General features: G+C 62.5%; 18 protein-coding genes. 4 read left to right on the forward strand and 14 right to left on the reverse strand.

The features are described from left to right. Nucleotides 1–16 precede the first annotated feature (16 nt). Nucleotides 17–1,390: a cell envelope integrity protein CreD gene (creD, locus tag Q8X51_RS10955; protein ID WP_065925432.1), complete on the forward strand. Its 1,374-nt coding sequence runs from the start codon at nucleotides 17–19 to the stop codon at nucleotides 1,388–1,390. Nucleotides 1,391–1,615: 225 nt separating this feature from the next. Here the strand turns inward: creD and Q8X51_RS10960 are convergent, their stop codons facing one another. From Q8X51_RS10960 to Q8X51_RS10995, 8 genes are all read right to left on the reverse strand, one after another. Next, nucleotides 1,616–2,245, reverse strand: a complete 630-nt coding sequence (locus tag Q8X51_RS10960; protein WP_065947477.1) for a glutathione S-transferase — start codon at nucleotides 2,243–2,245, stop codon at nucleotides 1,616–1,618. Between the two features lie 106 nt (nucleotides 2,246–2,351). After that, nucleotides 2,352–2,522: a DUF4175 domain-containing protein gene (locus Q8X51_RS10965; RefSeq protein WP_137212390.1), complete on the reverse strand. Its 171-nt coding sequence runs from the start codon at nucleotides 2,520–2,522 to the stop codon at nucleotides 2,352–2,354. Continuing rightward, the gene (locus tag Q8X51_RS10970) at nucleotides 2,519–3,622 is read right to left on the reverse strand and encodes a PepSY-associated TM helix domain-containing protein (protein WP_407693647.1); all 1,104 of its coding nucleotides are present in this window, start codon (nucleotides 3,620–3,622) and stop codon (nucleotides 2,519–2,521) included. The genes Q8X51_RS10965 and Q8X51_RS10970 overlap by 4 nt, the downstream gene beginning before the upstream one ends. 171 nt (nucleotides 3,623–3,793) lie before the next feature. Next, nucleotides 3,794–6,226, reverse strand: a complete 2,433-nt coding sequence (locus Q8X51_RS10975) for a TonB-dependent siderophore receptor (protein ID WP_065947475.1) — start codon at nucleotides 6,224–6,226, stop codon at nucleotides 3,794–3,796. 86 nt (nucleotides 6,227–6,312) lie between these two features. Further along, nucleotides 6,313–7,293, reverse strand: a complete 981-nt coding sequence (locus tag Q8X51_RS10980; RefSeq protein WP_407693646.1) for a FecR domain-containing protein — start codon at nucleotides 7,291–7,293, stop codon at nucleotides 6,313–6,315. Then, nucleotides 7,290–7,808, reverse strand: coding sequence for an RNA polymerase sigma factor (locus tag Q8X51_RS10985; protein ID WP_027605963.1), 519 nt, complete (start codon nucleotides 7,806–7,808; stop codon nucleotides 7,290–7,292). Before Q8X51_RS10985 ends, Q8X51_RS10980 begins: the two co-directional genes overlap by 4 nt. 100 nt (nucleotides 7,809–7,908) lie before the next feature. Beyond that, a complete protein-coding gene (locus Q8X51_RS10990) occupies nucleotides 7,909–8,616 on the reverse strand; it encodes a 3'-5' exonuclease (RefSeq protein WP_065925427.1) in 708 nt (235 codons plus the stop codon). Continuing rightward, complete coding sequence (locus Q8X51_RS10995) at nucleotides 8,613–10,535, reverse strand: putative nucleotidyltransferase substrate binding domain-containing protein (protein WP_407693705.1); 1,923 nt, start codon at nucleotides 10,533–10,535, stop codon at nucleotides 8,613–8,615. Before Q8X51_RS10995 ends, Q8X51_RS10990 begins: the two co-directional genes overlap by 4 nt. A 246-nt stretch (nucleotides 10,536–10,781) precedes the next feature. Between Q8X51_RS10995 and Q8X51_RS11000 the strand changes: the two genes are divergently transcribed. Beyond that, nucleotides 10,782–11,228 (forward strand): response regulator, encoded by a 447-nt coding sequence (locus tag Q8X51_RS11000; RefSeq protein WP_065925425.1) that lies wholly within the window; start codon nucleotides 10,782–10,784, stop codon nucleotides 11,226–11,228. Between the two features lie 118 nt (nucleotides 11,229–11,346). Here Q8X51_RS11000 and Q8X51_RS11005 read toward each other — a convergent pair whose 3' ends face one another. Continuing rightward, a complete protein-coding gene (locus Q8X51_RS11005) occupies nucleotides 11,347–13,524 on the reverse strand; it encodes a malate synthase G (protein ID WP_407693645.1) in 2,178 nt (725 codons plus the stop codon). A 266-nt stretch (nucleotides 13,525–13,790) separates the two neighbouring features. Between Q8X51_RS11005 and Q8X51_RS11010 the strand changes: the two genes are divergently transcribed. Continuing rightward, nucleotides 13,791–14,303: a glycine cleavage system protein R gene (locus Q8X51_RS11010; RefSeq protein WP_027605957.1), complete on the forward strand. Its 513-nt coding sequence runs from the start codon at nucleotides 13,791–13,793 to the stop codon at nucleotides 14,301–14,303. Nucleotides 14,304–14,525: 222 nt separating this feature from the next. Here the strand turns inward: Q8X51_RS11010 and rarD are convergent, their stop codons facing one another. From rarD to Q8X51_RS11035, 5 genes are all read right to left on the reverse strand, one after another. Beyond that, nucleotides 14,526–15,410: an EamA family transporter RarD gene (gene rarD / locus Q8X51_RS11015; RefSeq protein WP_065925422.1), complete on the reverse strand. Its 885-nt coding sequence runs from the start codon at nucleotides 15,408–15,410 to the stop codon at nucleotides 14,526–14,528. A 188-nt stretch (nucleotides 15,411–15,598) separates the two neighbouring features. Then, the gene (locus Q8X51_RS11020; protein WP_407693644.1) at nucleotides 15,599–16,573 is read right to left on the reverse strand and encodes a serine/threonine protein kinase; all 975 of its coding nucleotides are present in this window, start codon (nucleotides 16,571–16,573) and stop codon (nucleotides 15,599–15,601) included. 165 nt (nucleotides 16,574–16,738) lie between these two features. Next, nucleotides 16,739–18,637 carry a PhoX family protein gene (locus Q8X51_RS11025; RefSeq protein ID WP_065947470.1) on the reverse strand — a complete coding sequence of 633 codons (1,899 nt, stop codon included), beginning with the start codon at nucleotides 18,635–18,637 and terminating at the stop codon, nucleotides 16,739–16,741. A gap of 79 nt (nucleotides 18,638–18,716) precedes the next feature. Then, nucleotides 18,717–19,481, reverse strand: a complete 765-nt coding sequence (locus tag Q8X51_RS11030) for a TOBE domain-containing protein (protein ID WP_407693643.1) — start codon at nucleotides 19,479–19,481, stop codon at nucleotides 18,717–18,719. A 52-nt stretch (nucleotides 19,482–19,533) separates the two neighbouring features. Beyond that, nucleotides 19,534–20,271, reverse strand: a complete 738-nt coding sequence (locus Q8X51_RS11035) for a ComF family protein (RefSeq protein ID WP_407693642.1) — start codon at nucleotides 20,269–20,271, stop codon at nucleotides 19,534–19,536. 93 nt (nucleotides 20,272–20,364) lie between these two features. On the opposite strand from Q8X51_RS11035, the gene bioB reads away from it, so the two are divergent. Then, entirely contained in the window at nucleotides 20,365–21,420 is a 1,056-nt protein-coding gene (bioB, locus tag Q8X51_RS11040) for a biotin synthase BioB (protein ID WP_137212396.1), read from the forward strand. Nucleotides 21,421–21,462 lie beyond the last annotated feature (42 nt).

The raw sequence follows: 21,462 nt of genomic DNA on the forward strand, positions 1-21,462 counted from the left end.
AAACAGGGAGAGACCCATGAACCGCAGCCTGCTTTTCAAACTTGGCGCGATTGCGCTGCTGATCCTGCTGTTGCTGATTCCATTGCTGATGATCAACGGCATCATCAGTGACCGCCAGCAACTGCGCGACGGCGTCCTGATGGACATCGCCCGAAGTTCCAGCTACGCCCAGCGCCTCACCGGCCCGGTGATGGTGGTGCCGTATCGCAAGACCGTGCGCGAGTGGAAGCTCAATGAAAAGCTCAACAAGCGCTACGAGGTCACCCGTGAAGAGCGGGGGCGCCTGTATTTCCTGCCGGACCGTTTTGAGCTCGACGGCAAGGTGCAGACCGAACTGCGCGCACGGGGGATTTACCAGGCGCGGCTGTTCCATGCCGACAACCGTATCAGTGGGCGTTTCGAGCTGCCGGCACAGTTGGGCATCACCGAAGACTTTGCCGATTACCGCTTCGAACCGGCGTTTCTGGCGGTGGGGATCAGCGATATTCGCGGCATCGAAAATGCGCTGAAGCTGGAGCTGGGCAGCCAGCGCCTGGAGTTCGAGCCGGGCTCCCAAGTGGACTGGCTGGGGGAGGGCGTGCATGTGGCATTGCCGGAGCAGGACAGCAAGAAACCGGCTGTAGTGGACTTCGCCTTCGACCTGCGCCTGCAAGGCACCGAGCAACTGCAAGTGGTGCCGGTGGGCAAGACCAGTCAGGTGTCCCTGGCCTCCAACTGGCCGCACCCCAGTTTTATCGGCAACTTCCTGCCGGCCCAGCGCGAAGTGACTGACAACGGCTTCACGGCCAACTGGCAGACCTCATTCTTTTCCACCAACCTCGAACAGGCCCTGCAAACGTGCCTGGACGGCCAGGGCTGCAACGACTTCAACAACCGCAGCTTCGGCGTGAACTTCATCGATCCGGTGGACCAGTACCTCAAGAGCGACCGCGCGATCAAATACGCGCTGCTGTTTATCGCCCTGACCTTTGCCGGTTTCTTCCTGTTCGAAGTGCTCAAGAGCCTGGCGGTGCACCCCGTCCAGTACGCATTGGTGGGCGTTGCCTTGGCGTTCTTCTACCTGCTGTTGTTGTCGTTGTCCGAGCACCTGGGCTTTGCCTTGGCCTACCTGATTTCGGCGAGTGCCTGCGTGCTGTTGATCGGGTTCTACGTGTGCCACGTGCTGCGCAGCGTTGCCCATGGCCTGGGGTTTTCGGCGGGGCTGGCGGCGCTGTATGGCTTGCTTTACGGGCTGTTGAGTGCCGAGGACTACGCGCTGCTGATGGGCTCGCTGCTGCTGTTCGGGCTGCTGGGTACGGTGATGGTGTTGACGCGTAAGCTGGATTGGTACGGCGTGGGCAAGCGCAAGGCGGCCGAGCCGCTGCAGTTCGACCTGGAGGCAGTGCAATGATCGGGTTGCGCGAGGATCAGCAGGCGCGGGTGCTGTTGGTGGGCAAAATCAATGCGCTATTTCCAGTGTGGCGAAGTGCTGTTGTGGTGAGCGGGCTTGCCCCGCGCTGGGGCGCGAAGCGGCCCCATTCCAGGCAATGAGTTTCTCCAGATGGACCGCCATTGCAGGTTTTGGGGCGGCTTCGCCACCCAGCGCGGGGCAAGCCCGCTCACTACAACAGGCCCGCTAGGCCGGCGGCTGGGTCTGCTGCATCGAAGGCCGCTGGCTGACCTCGAGGTACCAGGCGGCAAGCTTGGGGTTATCCAAGCGCCATTGCATGTCGGGATGACGGAAGTCGAGGTAACCCAGGGCGCAGGCCACGCTGATCGAAGCGATATCGAAGTGGCTGGTCAGTTCGGCAATGGCGTCCTGTTCCAGCTCGGCGAGGGCGCGGCGGATCTTGTTGCGCTGTTCGTCGAGCCACTGCGCCCAGTGTTTTTCCACCGGGCGCAGGGCGGTCTCGTAGCGCACCAGCACGGCGGCATCCATGATGCCGTCGGCCATCGAAGCCAGGGTCAGGCGGCGCCAGCGGGCCGAGCCATCGCGGGGGATCAGCGGGTTGCCGACGTGCTGGTGGTCGAAGTAATCGAGGATCACCCGGCTGTCGTGCAGCACGCTGCCGTCGGCCAGGCGCAGGGCCGGGATCTTGCCCACGGGGTTGTCTTGCACCAGCTGCGCATCGGGGTTGACCGGGGTCGGCATGCAGCCATGCAGGGCGACGCGGTCCTGCTGGCCGGTCTCGGCCAGCAGCACGCGGACTTTACGCACGAACGGTGACGCGGGGTTGTGGAACAAGGTCATGCTGGGCGCAGACATGGGCTTTCCTCTGTAGGAGCGAGCTTGCTCGCGAAGAACGTTAACGATAACGCAGCGCGTCTGCTTTGACGCGGTGCTCTCTGGTTTTTCGCCGGCAAGCCGGCTCCTACAGGAGGGCCCATGCGCCGATCAACGCGGGGATGCCCAACCCCACCCAACTCAACGAATCCCACAGCCCATCCCCCAGCAACGCCGCAAACAACCCGGCGGCGCTGAGCAGGCCAATCCCCAGGGGAATGCCAAATACCCTCCAGAAACTCGACTGCCTTGGCTTCATGCCTTGCCCGCCTTGCGCCGCACGATCCACAAGTAAATCCCGCTCACCAGCACGATGATGGTCAGCACATCCAGCGCCGCCCAGAGGATCTTCATCGGCATGCCGCCGTAGTCGCCGAAGTGCAGTGGTTGCGACATGCCCATGGCGTCCATGTACCACGGCCGTTCGGCGATGGCGGTGACGGCCAGGGTGCTGGCGTCGATCAGGACCGGCGTGAGCAGGTGCGAGGTCAGGTGTGTGCTGCCCTTCATGAACACTGCGTAATGGTGCTCGCTGGAAAAGCGTGTGCCGGGGAAGGCGATAAAGTCCGGCTGCATGCCGGGCGCGGCCTTGGCGGCGATGCTCAGCAGCTCGCTCGCGGGGGCGCGTTGGGTCAGGGGCGGGGCGTTTTTGTAGGGTTCGATCATCGCGCTGAGGCTGTCGGTGCGCCAGGCGGCGATGATCAAGTCGGCACAGGCGCTGATCACGCCGGTCACGCCCACCACCAGCGCCCAGGTCAGGGTGACCACGCCGATCAGGTTATGCAGGTCGAGCCAGCGCAGGCGCCTGGACTTGTCCTGGCGCACCGTGGCGAACTTCAAGCGGCGCATGAATGGCAGGTACAGCACCGTGCCCGAGACAATCGCGAGCACAAACAGAATGCCCATGAACGCCAGCAGCAACTTGCCCGGCAGGCCGGCGAACATATCCACATGCAGGCGCAGCAGGAACAGGGTGAAGCCGCCATTGGCCGAAGGCATCTCGACCGCGTCGCCGGTGCGCGCATCGAGCATGAAGGTGTGGGACGAGTTGGGCTCGGTGCCCGCTGTGGCGGCCATGATCGCGATCACGCCGTTCTTGTCATCTTCATCCCACGCCAGGTATTGCATGGCCTCGCCCGGGCGATGGGCCTGGGCCTTGCTCACCAGCTGCTCAAGGTCGAGCTGTGGCGTATCGGCAGGCATCTGCGCCAGATCGGGCTCGTTGCCCAGCAGGTGGTCGATCTCATGGTGAAACACCAGCGGCAGGCCGGTGAGGGCGAGCAGCAGCAGGAACACCGTGCAGATCAGGCTGGTCCAGGTGTGGATGAAGGACCAGCGGCGGATGGTTTTGCTTTTCATTTTCTAGCCTTGTAGCAGCTGACGAGCGCAAGCGAGGCTGCGTTTGCGTTATGCCTGACACACCGCAAACGCAGCCTCGCCAAGGCTCGACAGCTGCTACGCATTAGCCTATTGAAGTTGTGTAGAGACTCATGCTTCAAACACGCCAAAGCCGCCCACATAAGCGGTCGATTACCACTGGTAGGTGGCGCTGGCGACGACGCTGCGCTGGTCGCCGAAGTAGCAGTAGTTGCCATCACAGGTCGACAGGTAGTCCTTGTTGAACAGGTTGGTGGCGTTCAACTTGACCGATGCACCCTTGAGGCTGTTGTCCAGGCGGCCCAGGTCGTAATGCACCGCACCGTCAAACACGGTATAGGCGTTGGCCTTTCCCAGCCAGGTGTTGGCCTGGTCGCCATAGGTGTTGCCGGTGTAACGGGCGCCAAAGCCGATGCCGAAACCGTCAAGCACACCGGTGTGCCAGGTGTAGTCGGTCCACAGCGAGGCTTGCTGGTTGGGCATCAGTGTCAGGCGGTTGCCTTTGTAGATGCCTTTCTGCACTTCGGATTTTGCCAAGGTATAGGCGGCGATGACCTTAAGGTTCTCGGTCACATCGGACACGGCTTCCAACTCCAGGCCCTTGACCTTCACTTCGCCGGTCTGGCTGTTGATCTGCTGGCCCCCAGCGCCGAGGGTGGTCACCTGCACATTCTTCTGGGTCAGGTCGTAGACCGCTGCACTGAGCAACGTATTGGAGCCGGGCGGCTGATACTTGACCCCCATTTCCCACTGCTTGCCTTCGGTGGGCTTGAACGTCTTGAGCGCGTTTGTATCGGCGTTGCTCGCCGGTTGAAACGACTCGGCGTAGGACAAGTAGGGTACGAAGCCCGAGTCGAATACATAGCTCAGCGCCGCGTTGCCGCTGAAGTGTTTGATGCGGTCAGTGTTGGTCGCATCGCTGTCGTTGAAGTAGGTGGTGCCCTGATGCACCCAATCTTCACGCCCGCCCAGGGTCAGGCGCCACTTGTCCAGGGCCATCTGGTCCTGCACGTAGAGACCGGTCTGCACGGTTTTCTGGTTGTAGTCGTAAAAAGGTCGGACATCGGTCGGGCGCAGGGTTGGCTGGGTATTGATCGGGTTGAAAATATTGGTGCCCGAGGCCGTCCCGAATATCGCGCGATAGGAGGTATCGGTGCGCTGGTGGTCCAGGCCGAGCAGCAGGGTGTGGATGACATCGCCAGTGACAAAGTCTGCCTGGAAGTTGTTATCCACTGCGAACTGGCCGATGTCCTCGTCGACGTTGGTGGTCGAGCGGCTGATATTGCCCGCTGCATCCGCGGGGGAGAACGCGTAGGAACCCACGGTCAGTTGCTGGAACGACAGATCCGACTTGGTGTAGCGCAGGTTTTGCTTGAACTGCCAGGTGTCGTTGAAACGATGCTCGAAGGCATAGCCCAGCGCGTAGTAGGTGCGATCATAGAACTCGTAGTCCGGGTCGCCCAGATTCTTGTGGTGGGAGACCTCGCCCAGCGGCGATTTGATCTTGGTGCCCTGGATCGGCATGAACTGGCTGGTGGTCCCGGTATCGTCACGGGTGAACTGCGAGAGCAGGGTCAGCTTGGTGTCGGTATCGATGTTCCAGGTCAGGCTCGGCGCAATGTTGTAGCGCTTGTTGTCGATGTGATCGACCTGGGTGCCGGCATCGCGTACCACGCCGCTGAGGCCATAGAGGAATTGGCCTTCATCATCGATCTTGCCGGTGCTGGCGAAGTTGATCTGGCGGTAGTTGTCGCTGCCGTATTGCACCTGGATGGCGTTGCTCGACTCTGCGCTGGGGCGTCGGCTGACCATGTCCAGCAGGCCGCCCGGTGGGGTCTGGCCGTACACCGACGAGGCCGGGCCACGCAGCAGGGCGAGGCGGTCGAGGTTCCAGGTTTCCGCTTTGGGGTTGGCGTACACGCCGCGCGGCAATGGCAGGCCGTCGAGGAACTGGGTGGGCTCGAAGCCGCGCACGCGCATCCAGTCGTAGCGGGTGTCGCTGCCATAGCTGGCGGACACGATGCCGGGCATGTATTTGACCGCGTCGTCCAGGTTCTGCACGTTGCGATCCTGCATTTGCTCGCGGGTGGCCACGGAGATCGAACGCGGGGCCTCCACCAGGGCGGTGTCGGTCTTGGTGCCGGCGGCGGTGCGTGTGGCCAGGTAGCCTTGGACCGGACCCCAGGCACTTTCCTGGTTGCCATCTTGCCCTGTGATGTTAGTCACCGGCAGCGCCATCACCCCCTCCGGAACCGCCACCAGCGTGTACGTGCCCGCGCTGCTCTGCTCCAGCTGCAACCCGGTGCCACGCAAGGCTTCACGCAGTGCACCCGGTGCATCGAACTGGCCCTGGACCGGGGCCGAGGTCTTGCCCGAGGCCAACGCTGGGTTGAGGGTCAGTGCCAGGCCGGCCTGGCTGGCGATCTGGTTCAGGGTGCTGGTCAAGGGCGCGGCCGGCAGGTTGTAGGCGCGCACGCTGGAGGCTTGTTCGGCGGCAATCAGCGCAGTGCTGGCCAGCGGGGCGCTGAGGGCAATGGCCACGGCTAACAGGCTGGGGCGCAACAAGGTGTCTAGCGTGCGGGACATAGGGCGGCTCCTGAATGGAAGTAATTCGCAATTGCCTATGTGCCGAGCGAGATTTCAAAAGTGATAGGGCCGGTGGAAAATATTTTTTATTTGGCCTCAGGTGTCTTGGCGACCACTGTCACCCACCACGGCGTGTGCTGTTCGATCTGCACCGGCAGGGTCGGCAGCAGCGCGTTGAGCGCCAGGGTGGTGTCGTGCAGCGGGAAGCTGCCGGTGATGCGCAGGTCGGCCACGTCTTTATCCACCCCGAGATGGCCTGTACGGTAGCGGCTGAGTTCCTGCACCACATCGCCCAGGCGGACGTTGTCGACCACCAGCATGCCGCGCGTCCAGGCATCGCTGGCGGGCGTGACGGCCAGGGCAGGGCCGAGGCCGTCGCTGCGCATCAGCACTTGCTGGCCTGCCTTGAACACCTGTTCCTGCGCCAGCGCTTCGGGCTGGGCGCCCACCGCCGATTGCAGCACGCTCAGGCGCGTGGCGTCGTCTTCGCGCTTGACGATAAACCGCGTGCCCAGCGCGCGCAGGCTGCCGTCGCGGGTTTGCACATAAAACGGGCGCGCATCGTTGTGGCCGGTTTCGACGAGGATTTCGCCTTCCTGCAACACGATCAGCCGGCGCTTCTCATCGAAGCGCACGTCGATGGCGCTGTGGGTGTTGAGGTTGATCAACGTACCGTCCGCCAGTTTCAGCGTGCGCTGCTCGCCGGTGGCGGTGCGCTGGTCGGCCAGCCAATAGTGGATCGGCACGTAGCGCTCGCCGGCAAACAACGCCAGGCCGCACACCAGCGCAATGCTCGCCAGGCCGCTGCCGAGCTTGCGCACGCGCTGGCGAATGCCCTCGCGCGACTGTAACAACGCCGCCCGCGCCGGGCCCGAGGCCACGCTGAAACGCTGGTCGAGCATGCCCAGTTGGCGCCAGGCACGGGCGTGCTCTTCATCGCTGGCCAGCCATTTGTTGAATTCTTCGCGCTCCACCGCGCTGCCATCACCCGAATCGAGGGACAACTGCCAGGCAATCGCCGCATCCAGGACACGGGCCGACACGGGCTTGGAGCTGATCACGTTCACAGCGGCTCGCCATACAGGGCGATGTAGCACTGGCGAATGCCCTGGGCCAGGTACTGGCGCACACGCGGCACCGACACGCCCAGGCGCTGGGCGATTTCGGCGTGGCCCAGGCCGTCGAGGCGGTTATAGAGGAAGGCGGCGCGGGCCTTGCTCGACAGCTTGCCGAGCAGGCGGTCGATGGCCTTGAGGTCTTCGAGGATCAGTTGCTGTTCTTCCGGCGACGGGTGTTCGCTTTCCGGGATCAGCATCAGTTCGCTGAGGTAGGCCTGTTCGAGGGCCGCGCGGCGGAAGTAGTCGAACAGCAAGCCCTTGGCGATAGCCACCAGAAACGCCCGTGGCTCGCGGGGCTCGCGCAACTCGTCACGGCCGAGCAGGCGCATGAAGGTGTCCTGGCTCAGGTCTTCGGCACGGCTCGGGCAGGCCACATTGCGCCGCAGCCAGGCCAGCAGCCAGCCACGATGGTCGCGGTACAACGCGCCAACAAGCTCACTGTGTGGGTTCTGGACCGACGACAAGGCATCACCGAATAAACAAGAGGTTTAAACTAACGAGAATTATTCGCGATTGTGTCAGAGGCGTGGGGCGGGCGCAATTGGCGTCTGTCGGGAGATCACATTAAAACGATGGCGCGTGTTTACGCCGTTTCCATTGGCTCAAGCGCTCTTGCAGCGCCTGAGGCGTATCGATCTGCTGCTGACGCGCGCGGCTGAACAGGATCAGCATCAGCTCCGCCGTGGCCAGGGCATCGGCGCTGGCGTGATGGCGTTCGCCCACGTGCAGGTTGAAGTGGTTGACCCAGTCGTCCAACCCGGCTTCGCGGATATGCGCCTCGGGGCACAACAGCGGGGCGATGTCGGCCACATCGAGGAAAGTGTGGGCCAGTCGATACCCCAGGCTGTCCTTGAGCGCGCGGCCCAGCATGTGTTGATCGAATGGGGCGTGGAAGGCGAGCAGCGGGCTGTCGCCGACGAACTCCATGAAGTCCAGCAGGGCCTCGGCCGGGTCGCTGCCCGCCGCGATGGCGCTGGGGCCGAGGCCGTGGATCAGCACACTGGGGCTGAGTTTGGTGTCGGCGCGGTGCAGGGTGCGCTCGAACAGTTGGGAAAAATCCACCGCGCCGTCCTCGATCACCACCGCGCCGATGGACAGCACCTGGTCACGGTTGAGATTCAGGCCGCTGGTCTCCAGGTCCACCACTACCCAGCGTTGGCTGCGCAACGTGCTGTCGCCCAACACCGCGGGCTTGGAGAGTTGTTCCAGGCGCTGTTGTTGCGCGGTATCCAGTCTGGGCTTGGCTGTGCGCAGCCAGTCAAACAAGCTCACAGCTGATACCGCAAGGTCAGGCTGCTTTGCAGGCGCTGGGCCTGGCGCAGGGATTCGCGCAGGATGCGGCGGTCCAGGTGGTTGAGGCTGTCGGGGTCGACGCGGTTGGAGTAAGGCTGGTTCTCGCGGGTCTGCAACTGATGCTGTTGCATGCGGGTTTGCTGGATAAAGTGATAAGCCTCTTCATAGGCGGCGCCGTCCAGGGGCTCGATCACTTCCTTGACCACCAGCTGGCGCAGGCGCTCCAGGGTGTTATTGGCATGGATGCCGTTGGCCAGGGCCAACAGGCGTGCGCCGTCGACAAAGGGGGTAAGCCCCTGCACCTTGAGGTCGAGGGTGGCCTTTTCCCCGCCTTTACGCGTCAGCACAAAATCGCGAAAGCGTCCTACGGGCGGGCGCTGGCGCAAGGCGTTCTCGGCCAGCATGCGCTGGAACAGCCGGTTATCCCCGACCTGGTCGAGAATGCCCTGGCGCAGTTGCTCGCAGCCACGTTCATCGCCCCACACCACGCGCAGGTCAAAATAGATACTCGAGCCCAGCAGGTTTTCCGGCGTCGCCTCGCGAATAAACGCCGCAAACCGCCGCGCCCATTCCGCCCGCGAGAGGCACAGCTCGGGATTACCGGCCATGATGTTGCCCTTGCACAGGCTGAACCCGCACAGCGCCAGGCTCTGGTTGATCTGTTGCGCCAGGGGCAGCAACCGCTCGCGAATCTCGGCGGCTTCCACCGCGTCCCTGGCCTCGAACAGGATGCCGTTGTCCTGGTCGGTGTACAGCGTCTGCTCGCGCCGGCCTTCGCTGCCGAAACACAGCCAACTGAACGGTACGCCGGGATCGCCTTTTTCGGCCAGGGTCAACTCGATCACCCGGCACACGGTGTGATCGTTGAGCAGGGTAATGATGTGGGTGATCTGGGTAGACGACGCCCCATGGGCGAGCATGCGCTCCACCAGTTGGCCGATCTCGCCGCGCAGCGCTACCAGGTTCTCCACCCGTGGCGCATTGCGGATGGTGCGGGCCAGGTGCACCAGGTCGACCCGTTGCAGGGAAAACAGGTCGCGCTCGGACACCACCCCGCACAGACGCTGGTCCTTGACCAGGCAGACGTGGGCGATATGCCGCTCGGTCATGGCGATGGCCGCGTCGAAGGCGCTGTGGTCCGGCGTTAAAAAGAACGGCGCCTGGGTCATATGGCCTTCAATGTCCTGGCTGAAGTCGCCGGTACCGTCGGCCACCACCTGGCGCAGGTCGCGCAGGGTGAAAATGCCCAGGGGCGCCTTGTGTTCATCGACAATCACAATGCTGCCCACCTGCTGCTCATGCATCAGCGTTACCGCTTCGCGCAACGGTGTCTGCGGGCTGCAGGTGACCGGATGGCGCATGGCCAATTCGCCCAGGCGGGTATTCAGGGAATATTGGGTACCGAGGGTTTCCACGGCTTTTTGCTGCACTTGCTGGTTGACCTGGTCGAGCAGGCTGCTGACACCGCGCAGGGCGAAGTCGCGGAACGGGCTCGACAGCGCGAACAGCTTGATAAAGGCCGGTTTGTTCAGTTGCAGGCAGAAGGTGTCTTCAGCGGCCTTGTGTTCGGTGCGGGTGGCGCGCTCACCTAACAGCGCCGCGAGGGGGAAACACTCGCCGGTGGTGATTTCGAAGGTGGCTTGCGTGGCGTCCGGCCGTTCACCCACGACGCGGCCCTGCTTGACGATGTAGAAGTGTTCCACCGGCCCGCCCGACGGCTTGAGGATGCTCTCGCCGGGGCCGAAGAAGCGCAGTTGGCACTGTTCCACCAGAAACGCCAGGTGCGCGTTTTCCATCTGGTTGAACGGTGGGAAGCGTTGCAGGAACTGCAGGGTGCCGTGGATGTTCTGCAATACAGCAGTTTTTCCCGCCTGGGCGAAGGCATCAGCTTTACTCATAACCATGACCGCAATTTTTTTGTCGTTATCGTCCTGCATGGTCGACTCCTGAGCGGCGGGTGCCCATTGGACGTAAGTCTAGGTCGATGAAAACGCCGCAGAACTAGGGAAAAACCTTACACGACTATCGTCCAAACCCCGTAGAACACCCACTAGGCAAACTTTCCGACGAAGTGCACATTGAACGCCCTTCCGCAGATGTCTGACGAGTGTGCTGGAAGATTGTCGAAAACCGCTGAGAAACGTATGTCCGACCACGATATTTTGAGTGATGCCGAGCGCGAGGCGCTGAGCGCCGTGATGCTGGAGCCTGATTTACCGCCACAACGCGTGTTGATTGTTGATGACGACAAGGACGCGCGTGAACTGTTGGCGGAGATCCTGGGCTTGGACGGTATTCGCTGCATGACGGCCGACAGTGGCGAGGCCGCGTGGGATTTATTGAAGTCCAGCAGTTCCATCGGCTTGCTGATCACCGATCTGCGCATGAAACCCAGCAATGGTCTGGAGTTGATCAAGCAAGTGCGCGAATCCACCCGCGCGGCGTTGCCGATCATCATCATGTCGGGGGATGCCGAAGCGCCGGATGTGATTGATGCGATGCATTTGAGCGTGGTGGATTTTTTGCTCAAGCCGATCGACAGCGTGAAGTTGGCGAAGTTGGTCAAGCGGGAGTTGGGGATGGCTTCCTGATTTTTGCAGTGTCTGTACGGGCCTCATCGGGAGCAAGCCCCCTCCCACAGTTGACCGGGTACATCCCCACCACAGCCCCAAAGAAAAAGCCCTGATCTCACGATCAGGGCTTTTTCATTTACAGGCCGTTTTTAGCCTTGAACTCCCGACGCCTGCGGTGCAACACCGGCTCGGTATAGCCATTGGGCTGTTTGGTCCCTTCAATCACCAACTCCACCGCTGCCTGGAACGCGATATTGCTGTCGAAATCCGGCGCCAGCGGACGGTACAGCGCATCCCCGGCATTCTGGCGGTCCACCACCGGCGCCATGCGCTTGAGGCTTTCCATCACCTGGGCTTCGTTGACGATGCCGTGGCGCAGCCAGTTGGCAATGTGCTGGCTGGAGATGCGCAGGGTGGCGCGGTCTTCCATCAGGCCGACGTCGTTGATGTCCGGCACTTTCGAGCAGCCCACGCCCTGGTCGATCCAGCGGACCACATAGCCGAGGATGCCCTGGGCGTTGTTGTCCAGTTCGTTGCGGATTTCTTCGTCGGACCAATCGGTATTGCTGGCCAGGGGAATGGTGAGGATGTCGTCCACCGACGCGCGTTCGCGCTTGGCCAGTTCGGCCTGGCGTGCGAACACGTCGACCTTGTGGTAGTGCAGCGCGTGCAGTGCGGCGGCCGTCGGCGATGGCACCCAGGCGGTGTTGGCGCCGGCCAGTGGGTGGGCGATTTTCTGTTCGAGCATCGCCGCCATCAGGTCGGGCATCGCCCACATGCCTTTACCGATCTGCGCACGGCCTTGCAGGCCGGTGCTCAAGCCGATATCGACGTTCCAGTTCTCGTAGGCGCCGATCCATTTTTCCGCCTTCATCGCCGCCTTACGCACCATCGCACCGGCTTCCATGGAGGTGTGGATCTCGTCGCCGGTGCGGTCGAGGAAGCCGGTGTTGATAAACACCACGCGCTCGCTGGCGGCCTTGATGCAGGCCTTGAGGTTGACCGTGGTGCGGCGCTCCTCGTCCATGATCCCGACCTTGAGGGTGTTGCGCGGCAGGTTCAGCACGTCTTCGATGCGGCCGAACAGCTCGTTGGTGAACGCGGCTTCTTCAGGGCCGTGCATCTTCGGCTTCACGATGTAGACCGAGCCGGTGCGGCTGTTCTTGCGTGTGTTGTTGCCGTTGAGGCTGTGGATCGCGGCCAGGCTGGTGAGCAGGCCGTCGAGGATGCCTTCCGGTACTTCGTTGCCGTGTTTGTCGAGGATCGCGTCGATGGTCATCAGGTGGCCAACGTTGCGCACGAACAGCAGCGAACGGCCGTGCAGCGTCACGTCCTGGCCGTCGACGCCGGTGTAGACGCGGTCGGCATTCATGGTGCGGGTGAAGGTCTTGCCGCCCTTGGCCACTTCTTCGGCCAGGTCGCCCTTCATCAGGCCGAGCCAGTTGCGGTAGATCACCACCTTGTCATCGGCATCGACGGCGGCGACGGAGTCTTCGCAGTCCATGATGGTGGTGAGTGCGGCTTCCATCAGCACGTCTTTGACACCGGCGGCATCGGTCTGGCCAACCGGGGTGCTGGCGTCGATCTGGATTTCGAAGTGCAGGCCGTTGTGTTTCAGCAGGATCGCGATCGGCTCGGCCGCAGGGCCCTGGAAACCAATCAACTGGGCGTCGTCACGCAGGCCGCTGTTGCTGCCGCCCTTGAGGCTGACGATCAGCTTGCCGTCGACGATCTTGTAGCCGGTGGAATCGACGTGGCTGCCGGCGCTCAGCGGCGCGGCTTCGTCGAGGAAGGCGCGGGCGAAGGCAATCACCTTGTCGCCACGCACTTTGTTGTAGCCCTTGCCCTTTTCGGCGCCGTCGGCTTCGCTGATGGCGTCGGTGCCATACAGGGCGTCGTACAGCGAGCCCCAACGGGCATTGGACGCGTTGAGGGCGAAGCGGGCGTTCATCACCGGCACCACCAGCTGCGGGCCGGCCATGCGGGCGATCTCGTCATCGACGTTTTGGGTCGAGGCCTGGAAGTCTGCGGCTTCTGGCAGCAGGTATCCGATGTCTTGCAGGAAGGCTTTGTAGGCCACCGGGTCGTGGGCCTGGCCGGCGTGAGTCTGGTGCCAGGTATCGATCCGCGCCTGGAAATCGTCGCGTTTGGCGAGCAGGGCTTTGTTCTTCGGTGCCAGGTCGTGGATGACCTTGTCGGCACCGGCCCAGAACTGGTCGGCAGTGATGCCGGTACCGGGAATGGCTTCGTTGTTCACGAAGTCGAACAGGACTTTGGCGACCTGCAGGCCACCGACTTGAACGTGTTCAGTCATTGCTTGCCTCACTCTGCGGAGCTAATGCGCTGTTTCGGATTTTCATTATGTAGTGCACGGGAGGGCATACTACATGATGACTTGCGGTTGTGAAAATTAGACTAAATACGTCGTTTAGCGACCCACTTTGGTCGTACGGTCACAGCGGAGAACCGGATGTTCTCAAAAAACTATTGGATTGTTCCAGATAAATATAAAAATGGTACACGATTTGTTTTCGCGGGCCCCCGGGTCCACCTTGTAGATTGAATTCAGAGGGCTTCGCCATGGACCATCTTGTACTCACTATTATCGCCGCCGACAAACCCGGCCTGGTGGAACGCATCGCGCAGAACATTGCGGCCCACGGCGGCAATTGGCTGGAAAGCCGAATGGCGCATATGGCCGGGCAGTTCGCCGGGATCCTGCGGGTCAGCGTGCCTGCCGAGAGTCGTCAGGCCTTGGTGGGGGCTTTGGAGGATTTATCCACACACGGTATTCGCGTGCTGGTGGGCGAGGGCAGCAGTGGCCAGGCATCGGCGTCCAAGTCGATTGTGATGACGCTGCTGGGCAACGACCGTTCGGGCATCGTGCGCGAGATCACGGCGCTGTTGAGCAAACAGGGTGTCAACCTGGAGCGCTTGAGCACCGATGTACGCCCGGCACCGATGAGCGGTGATCCGCTGTTCAGCGCCGAGGCGTTGTTGCAGGTGCCATCGAGCTTGTCCTTGGAGGCGTTGCAGGAATCCCTGGAAACCCTGGCGGATGATCTGATGGTGGAACTGCACAGCGAGGAATAACCACCCTCAAGGTTATGCATGGAAATCTTGCATGGACCTGTGGATAACCTGTAGAGACCCGGCGCCAGGCCACGTCCACCGGGCTTCTCCGCCAGCTGAGCAAAAAACGAGCAGTTTCAAGGGCTTGTGCACAAATGACGGGGACCAGGTTGTGGGTAACCTTGGGGTGGATCTCTGCAAGCCAGGCCGGCTGGGGCTTGCAGAGGTTTGTACGTTATTTGATCAGCGTTTGCGCACGCTCAACCAGGCATCGACGCTGTAGACCACCAGCCCGGCCCAGATAAAGGCAAAGGCGATCAGCGTGCTCGATGCCAGGTGCTCACCGAACAGCAGCACCGCTTCCAGCAACACCAGGGTCGGTGCCACATACTGTAAAAAGCCCAAGGCGGTGTAAGGCAAATGCCGTGCGGCGGCGTTGAAGCACACCAACGGGATCAACGTCACCGGACCGGCCGCCACCAGCCACCAGGCTTCGGATGTGCTCCAGAACGCCAGTTGCGCACTGTGGGCCGACGGGTTGAACAACAACCAGGCCACCGCAATCGGCACCAGCATCCAGGTCTCCACCACCAGCCCCGGCAGCGCCTTGACCGGCGCCTGCTTGCGGATCAGGCCGTAGAAACCGAAGGTCAGCGCCAGTACCAACGATACCCACGGCAAGCTGCCCACCTGCCAGACCTGTTGCGCCACACCCACTGCGGCCAGCCCCACGGCCACCCATTGCAGGCGACGCAGGCGTTCGCCGAGCAACAGCATGCCCAGCAGCACATTCACCAGTGGGTTGATGTAGTAACCCAGGCTGGCTTCAAGCATTCGCCCGCTGTTCACCGACCACACATAGGTCAGCCAGTTACCGGCGATCAACGAACCGCTGAGGGCCAGGATTGCCAGGCGCTGGGGGTTGTCGCGCAGTTCGCGAAACCAGCCGGGGTGCTTCCACACCATCAGCAGCAAACCACCGAACAGCGCCGACCACAGCACCCGGTGCACGATGATTTCGGCGGCGGGCACACTGGCGATGGCTTTGAAGTAGAGCGGGAACAGACCCCAGATGACATAGGCGCTCAGGCCCAGGATGTACCCCTTGCGGGGGTTGGCGGCTTGCATGCGTAATCCTTGCTTAGGCAGCTAACAAAGCGCGATTGTAAGGATATTTGTCAACCAATGGGATTACCCTTCTGTAGGAGCGAGCTTGCTCGCGAAGATCGTTAACGATAACGCGGGCATCCTGACTGCACGCGGCGCCCTCAGGGTTTTAGCGAGCAAGCTCGCTCCTACAGGAGCGAGCGGCGATTTCAGAAGAGTTTGAGGGGTTCTTCGTTGAGCGCTGAGAGTTGCTCGCGCAGCGCCAGCACCTGGTCGCCCCAATACCGCTCGCTGCCGAACCACGGGAAGCTGTGGGGGAACGCCGGGTCATCCCAGCGCCGTGCCAGCCACGCGCTGTAGTGCATCAGGCGCAACGCGCGCAGCGGCTCGATCAGCGCCAGTTCACGCGGGTCGAAGTCGTGGAATTCCTGGTAGCCGTCCATCAGTTCCGACAGCTGGCCCAGGCATTCCTGGCGATCACCGGCGAGCATCATCCATAAGTCCTGCACCGCCGGGCCCATGCGGCAGTCGTCGAGGTCGACGATGTGGAACATCTCATCGCGGCACATCATGTTGCCGGGGTGGCAATCGCCGTGCATGCGGATGTTCTTGTGCGACGTGGCTTTGTACACCTCTTCCACGCGCTTGAGCAGGTCGCGGGCCACGGACTCGTAGGCTGGCAGCAGGCTCTTGGGAATGAAATTGCCTTCGAGCAGGGTGGTGAGGGAGTCGTGGCCGAAGTTCTTCACACCCAAGGCTTCGCGGTGTTCGAACGGGCGGGTAGACCCCACGGCGTGCAAACGGCCGAGCAGTTGCCCAAGGCGATAAAGCTGGTCAAGGTTGCCCGGCTCCGGTGCGCGGCCGCCACGGCGGGGGAACAGGGTGAAGCGGAAACCGGCGTGTTCGAACAGGCTTTTGCCGTTATGAATCATCGGCGCGACGACCGGCACTTCGCATTCGGCCAGTTCGAAGGTGAAGCGGTGTTCTTCAAGGATCGCGTCGTTGGTCCAGCGCTGGGGGCGATAGAACTTGGCGATCAGCGGCTCGGAGTCTTCGATGCCCACCTGATACACGCGGTTTTCGTAGCTGTTGAGCGCCAGGACGCGAGCATCGCTGAGGAAACCGATGCTTTCGACGGCATCGAGCACCAGATCAGGGGTGAGGGTTTCAAACGGATGGGCCATGGGAACTCCTGCGGGCAGCAGGGCGCCGCTTCCGGCCGAGTATGGTACCGCTGTAGGAGCGAGCTTGCTCGCGAAAAACCTGAGCGCGCAGTGGAGTGTCAGGTTCCGCTGCGTTATCGCTGACGATCTTCGCGGGCAAGCCCGCTCCTACAGTGGGGCGGTCTATCAGGCACCGACAATCCCGCCATCATCCCGCCGAATCGCCATCACCGAGGAGCGCGGCTTGCCATTCGGCAGATGCTCCGGCCAGGTCGAACCCCCGGTTTCACCCGGGTGCTGGATCCCCACAAACAGGGTTTTCTGATCCGGCGAAAAGCTGATCCCCGTCACTTCACAGGCCACCGGCCCAACCATGAAGCGGCGGATTTCGCCGGTCGCCGGGTCGGCGCAGAGCATCTGGTTGTTGCCCATGCCGGCGAAGTCGCCCGCGTTGCTGTAGTCGCCGTCGGTGAGGATCCACAGGCGCCCGGCCTTGTCGAAACCCAGGCCATCGGGGCTGTTGAACATGTTCTGCGGGTTGATGTTGGACGATCCGCCCTTGGGCTTGCCGGCGTGCACGCCAGGGTTGCCGGCCACCACAAACAGGTCCCAGCTGAAGTCCGCGGCGCCATGGTCATCGGCGTTGGCCTTCCAGCGCAGGATCTGGCCGTAGACGTTTTTCTCACGCGGGTTGGGCCCGCCCACCGGTTGGCCGTCTTCGCCGCGCTTGGCGTTGTTGGTCAGGGTGCAGTAGACCTGGCCGTCGGTGGGGCTGACCACGATCCATTCCGGGCGGTCCATGCGCGTGGCTTTGACCACACTGGCGGCCAGGCGCGCGTGGATCAGCACTTCGGCCTGGCTGGCGAAGCCGGTGCTGGCGTCGATGCCGTTTTTGCCATGGGTCAGCTCGACCCATTGCCCTTTGCCCTTCGGATGATCGGCGTTGCCATCGCCCGCATCGAAGATAGCCACGTACAAGGTGCCGTGGTCGAGCAGGTCTTTGTTGGCCTTGGGGCTCTTGTGGTTGATCTTGTCGCGGCTGACGAATTTGTAGATGAACTCGCCGCGCTCGTCGTCGCCCATGTACACCACGGCGCGGCCGTCACGGGTTTGCGCCAGGGCGGCGTTCTCGTGCTTGAAGCGGCCCAGGGCGGTGCGTTTTGCCGGGGTGGATTGCGGGTCGAACGGGTCGATTTCCACGACCCAGCCGTGGCGGTTGAGTTCATTGGGGTTCTTGGCCAGGTCGAAGCGCGGGTCGTGCAGGTGCCAGTTGATCTCTTTGCTGGCGGCCACCACGCCGTAGCGTTTCTGCCCGGCATCGAACGCTTGCTGGGGGTTGCTGCTGCCAAAGCAGTCGGTGAAGTTCTCTTCGCAGGTCAGGTAAGTGCCCCATGGGGTCTGGCCGTTGGCGCAGTTCTGGAAGGTGCCGAGGGCTTTTTTGCCGGACTTGTCGGCGCTGGTTTTCAACCATTCGTGGCCGGCGGCGGGGCCGCTCAGGCGGATCGGCGAGTTGCCGTGGATGCGCCGGTTGTAGCGCGAGTCCTGGACGAACTGCCAGGTATCGCCCTTGCGCCGTACTTCGATCACCGACACACCTTCACTGGCCTGGGCCTTGTGCACGTCTTCGGCCGATTGCGGCGCGCCGCCGTGGGCGAAGAGGTAGCGGTAGTTGGTGTATTCGTTGTTGATTGCCATCAGCGCGCGGTTGTCGTCGCCGGGGAAGGCGAACAGGCTCATGCCGTCGTTGTTGTCGCCGAACTGTTGTTCCTGGGCTTTGGCGGTGCCGTTGCCGGACGGGTCGAAGGCCGGCGCGCTCTTGTGCAGCGGCTGGCCCCAGCTGATCAGCACCGAAGCGCTGTAGCCCGGCGGCAGGGTGATGGTGTCGCTGGTGGCCGCAGCGATGCTGGTAAAGCCCAGCAGCGGGCTGGCGGAGGCGGCGTTGACGGCCAGGGCGCTGCGGCTCAGCAGGTTGCCACCGAGGAACATCGCCGCACCGCACAGGGCGCCGGCACCGATGAAGCGGCGGCGGGTAAGGCCGACCATCTGTTCGAGGTCGGTGGCTTGGTTTTCTTCTAATAGGTTCATGTCAGGCTCCCTGCGGTTTTTGCAGACACCATAAGGAGCGGGCGTGACGAAATTGTTGCAGTTTGAAGAGCTACTCGGCTCAGACCGGCGTGCCGAGCAGCACATTGCTGGCGGCAAACTGCACTTGGAGCGTCCCGCCAGCGGCGGCGCCCAGGGCCTCGAGCGCGGCGGGCTGCGCCAAGGCGCATAAAACCTGGCCATTGGGCAGGGCGATGCGCACTTCGCTGGGGCCGTCCTCGGCGGCGAGAATCGCGTCTACGGTCCCGCTCATGCAATTGTGTCCAGGTGTTGCAGGTTTGTCGGGCGCCAGCAATTCCAGCCAGCCGGCCTTGATCAGCGCAACGACTTCCACGCCGACTTCCAGCTCCAGCCGTTGCGTACTGTCATGGGTGATTTGCGCCGCCAGGGTCAGCCCTCCGGCGAGCTGCAAGTGAATCAGGTCGTTGCGGCCACGCTGTTCAATCGCAATGACCTGACCATGCAACTGGTTACGGGCGCTGGTGCGCAGCATCAAGCGGCCGAGCAGGTTGAAGTCGCTGGCGGCCTCGTCCGAGCCGAGCACTTCGGCCTGCAACACTTGCAGGCGCTGGTAGAGGCGCAACACCCGTTCACCCTCGGCCGTGAGTTTGGCGCCGCCGCCGCCCTTGCCGCCGACACTGCGTTCGACCAAGGGTTTTTGCGCCAGGTTGTTCAGCTCGTCGATGGCGTCCCAGGCGGCCTTGTAGCTCAAGCCCGCACTTTTGGCGGCGCGGGTGATGGAGCCCTGCTCGGCGATATGCCCCAGCAGGGCGATACGCTGGGGGCGGCGGACAATATGTTGGCTGAGCAGCGTCGGTAGGGACATGGGCATTCGCTGTGGTGGGATGAGCGGACGTTGCGGCCGCGAGGCATGAGAGTCAAGTGCCAGGCTTTGACGTGCGGGCCAGGCAGTACACGTCTACCTGTCGCGCGCCGGCGTTGATCAATAACCGCGCCAGGCTGTGGGCGGTGGCGCCGGTGGTGAGCACGTCGTCCACCAGTGCCAGGTGGCGGCCGCGCACCTCGGCACCCGGGGCCAGGGCGAAGGCGTTGAGCAGGTTGCGCTTGCGCGTCTTGGCGTCGAGGGCTTGCTGCGCGACGGTTTCATAAGGGCGTAGCAATAGATGTTCATCGTGGGGAAGGTCGAGGTCGACGCTGAGCCAGCGCGTCAGCATCAGCGCCTGGTTATAGCCCCGTTCACGCAGGCGCCTGCGGGCCATGGGCACTGGCAGCAGCATGTCCGGGCGGGTGAGTGAGTGGTTGTCGAAGCGATGTTGCAAGTAGTGCCCCAGCAAGCGCCCCAGCATATGCCCGAGGGGCCAGCGTGCCTGGTGCTTGAAGCGACTGATCAGGGTGTCCACCGGAAAGCTGTAGGTCCAGGGGGCGATCACGTGTTTAAAGGCGGGCGGTTGTCTCAGGCACTGGCCGCAGACCAGGCCGTCCATCGCCAAAGGCAGGGCGCAGATTTCGCAATGCTCCATCAGCCAGGGCAGCTCGGTTTCGCAGACGTTGCAGACACAGTCGGCGGTTTCAGTCGTCTCGTCGCAGATTAAACATGTCTGTATGTTTTTTGACCAGATGTAAACTTCGTGTTTGTAGCTTGGTTGACAGTGCATGAATCTTCCTTAAATATGCCGAGCATCCGTGTCGTGTCTGTGGGTATTGCCCCTTCCCGCAGCGCTTGCCAAAGCATAATCAAGGAATCGCCCATGAGCGCCAGCACCACCGCCACCTTGCGTCACGATTGGTCCTTAGCCGAAGTCAAAGCGTTGTTCGTGCAGCCGTTCAATGACCTGTTGTTCCAGGCGCAGACCGTGCACCGCGCGCATTTCGATGCCAACCGTGTACAGGTGTCGACCCTGCTGTCGATCAAGACCGGTGCCTGCCCGGAAGATTGCAAATATTGTCCGCAGTCGGGCCACTACAACACGGGCCTGGAAAAAGAAAAGCTGATGGAGGTGCAGAAGGTCCTCGAAGAGGCCGCTCGCGCCAAGGCCATCGGTTCGACCCGTTTCTGCATGGGCGCCGCCTGGAAACACCCGTCGGCCAAAGACATGCCTTATGTGCTGCAGATGGTCAAAGGCGTGAAGGCCATGGGCCTGGAAACCTGCATGACCCTCGGCCGTCTCGACCAGGACCAGACTACGGCCCTGGCCCAGGCCGGCCTGGATTACTACAACCACAACCTGGATACGTCGCCGGAGTTCTACGGCAGTATCATCACCACCCGTACCTACAGCGAGCGCCTGCAAACCCTGGCCTATGTGCGTGAGTCGGGGATGAAGATCTGCTCCGGCGGCATCCTTGGCATGGGCGAGTCCCTTGATGACCGCGCCAACCTGCTGATCCAGTTGGCCAACCTGCCGGAGCATCCGGAGTCGGTGCCGATCAACATGCTGGTGAAAGTCGCCGGCACACCGTTGGAAAATGCCGAGGACATCGACCCGTTCGATTTCATCCGCATGCTGGCCGTGGCGCGCATCCTGATGCCGCAATCCCATGTGCGCCTGTCGGCGGGGCGCGAAGCGATGAACGAGCAGATGCAGGCCCTGGCGTTCTTTGCCGGTGCCAACTCGATCTTCTACGGCGACAAACTGCTGACCACCGCCAACCCTCAGGCCGACAAGGACATGCAGCTGTTCTCGCGCCTGGGCATCCTGCCGGAAGCCCGTGAAGAGCATGCGGATGAAGTGCACCAGGCGGCCATCGAACAGGCGTTGGTGGAGCAGAAGAGCAGCGAGCAGTTCTATAACGCCGTTGTTTGATTCCCACCTGTTTTGACCGAGTTGCACCTGCCACCCCGAGGC

Origin of the sequence: Pseudomonas sp. Yb2C2 (assembly GCF_052112325.1) — a bacterium.
In the GTDB taxonomy this organism is placed as follows: Bacteria; Pseudomonadota; Gammaproteobacteria; order Pseudomonadales; family Pseudomonadaceae; genus Aquipseudomonas; species Aquipseudomonas marginalis.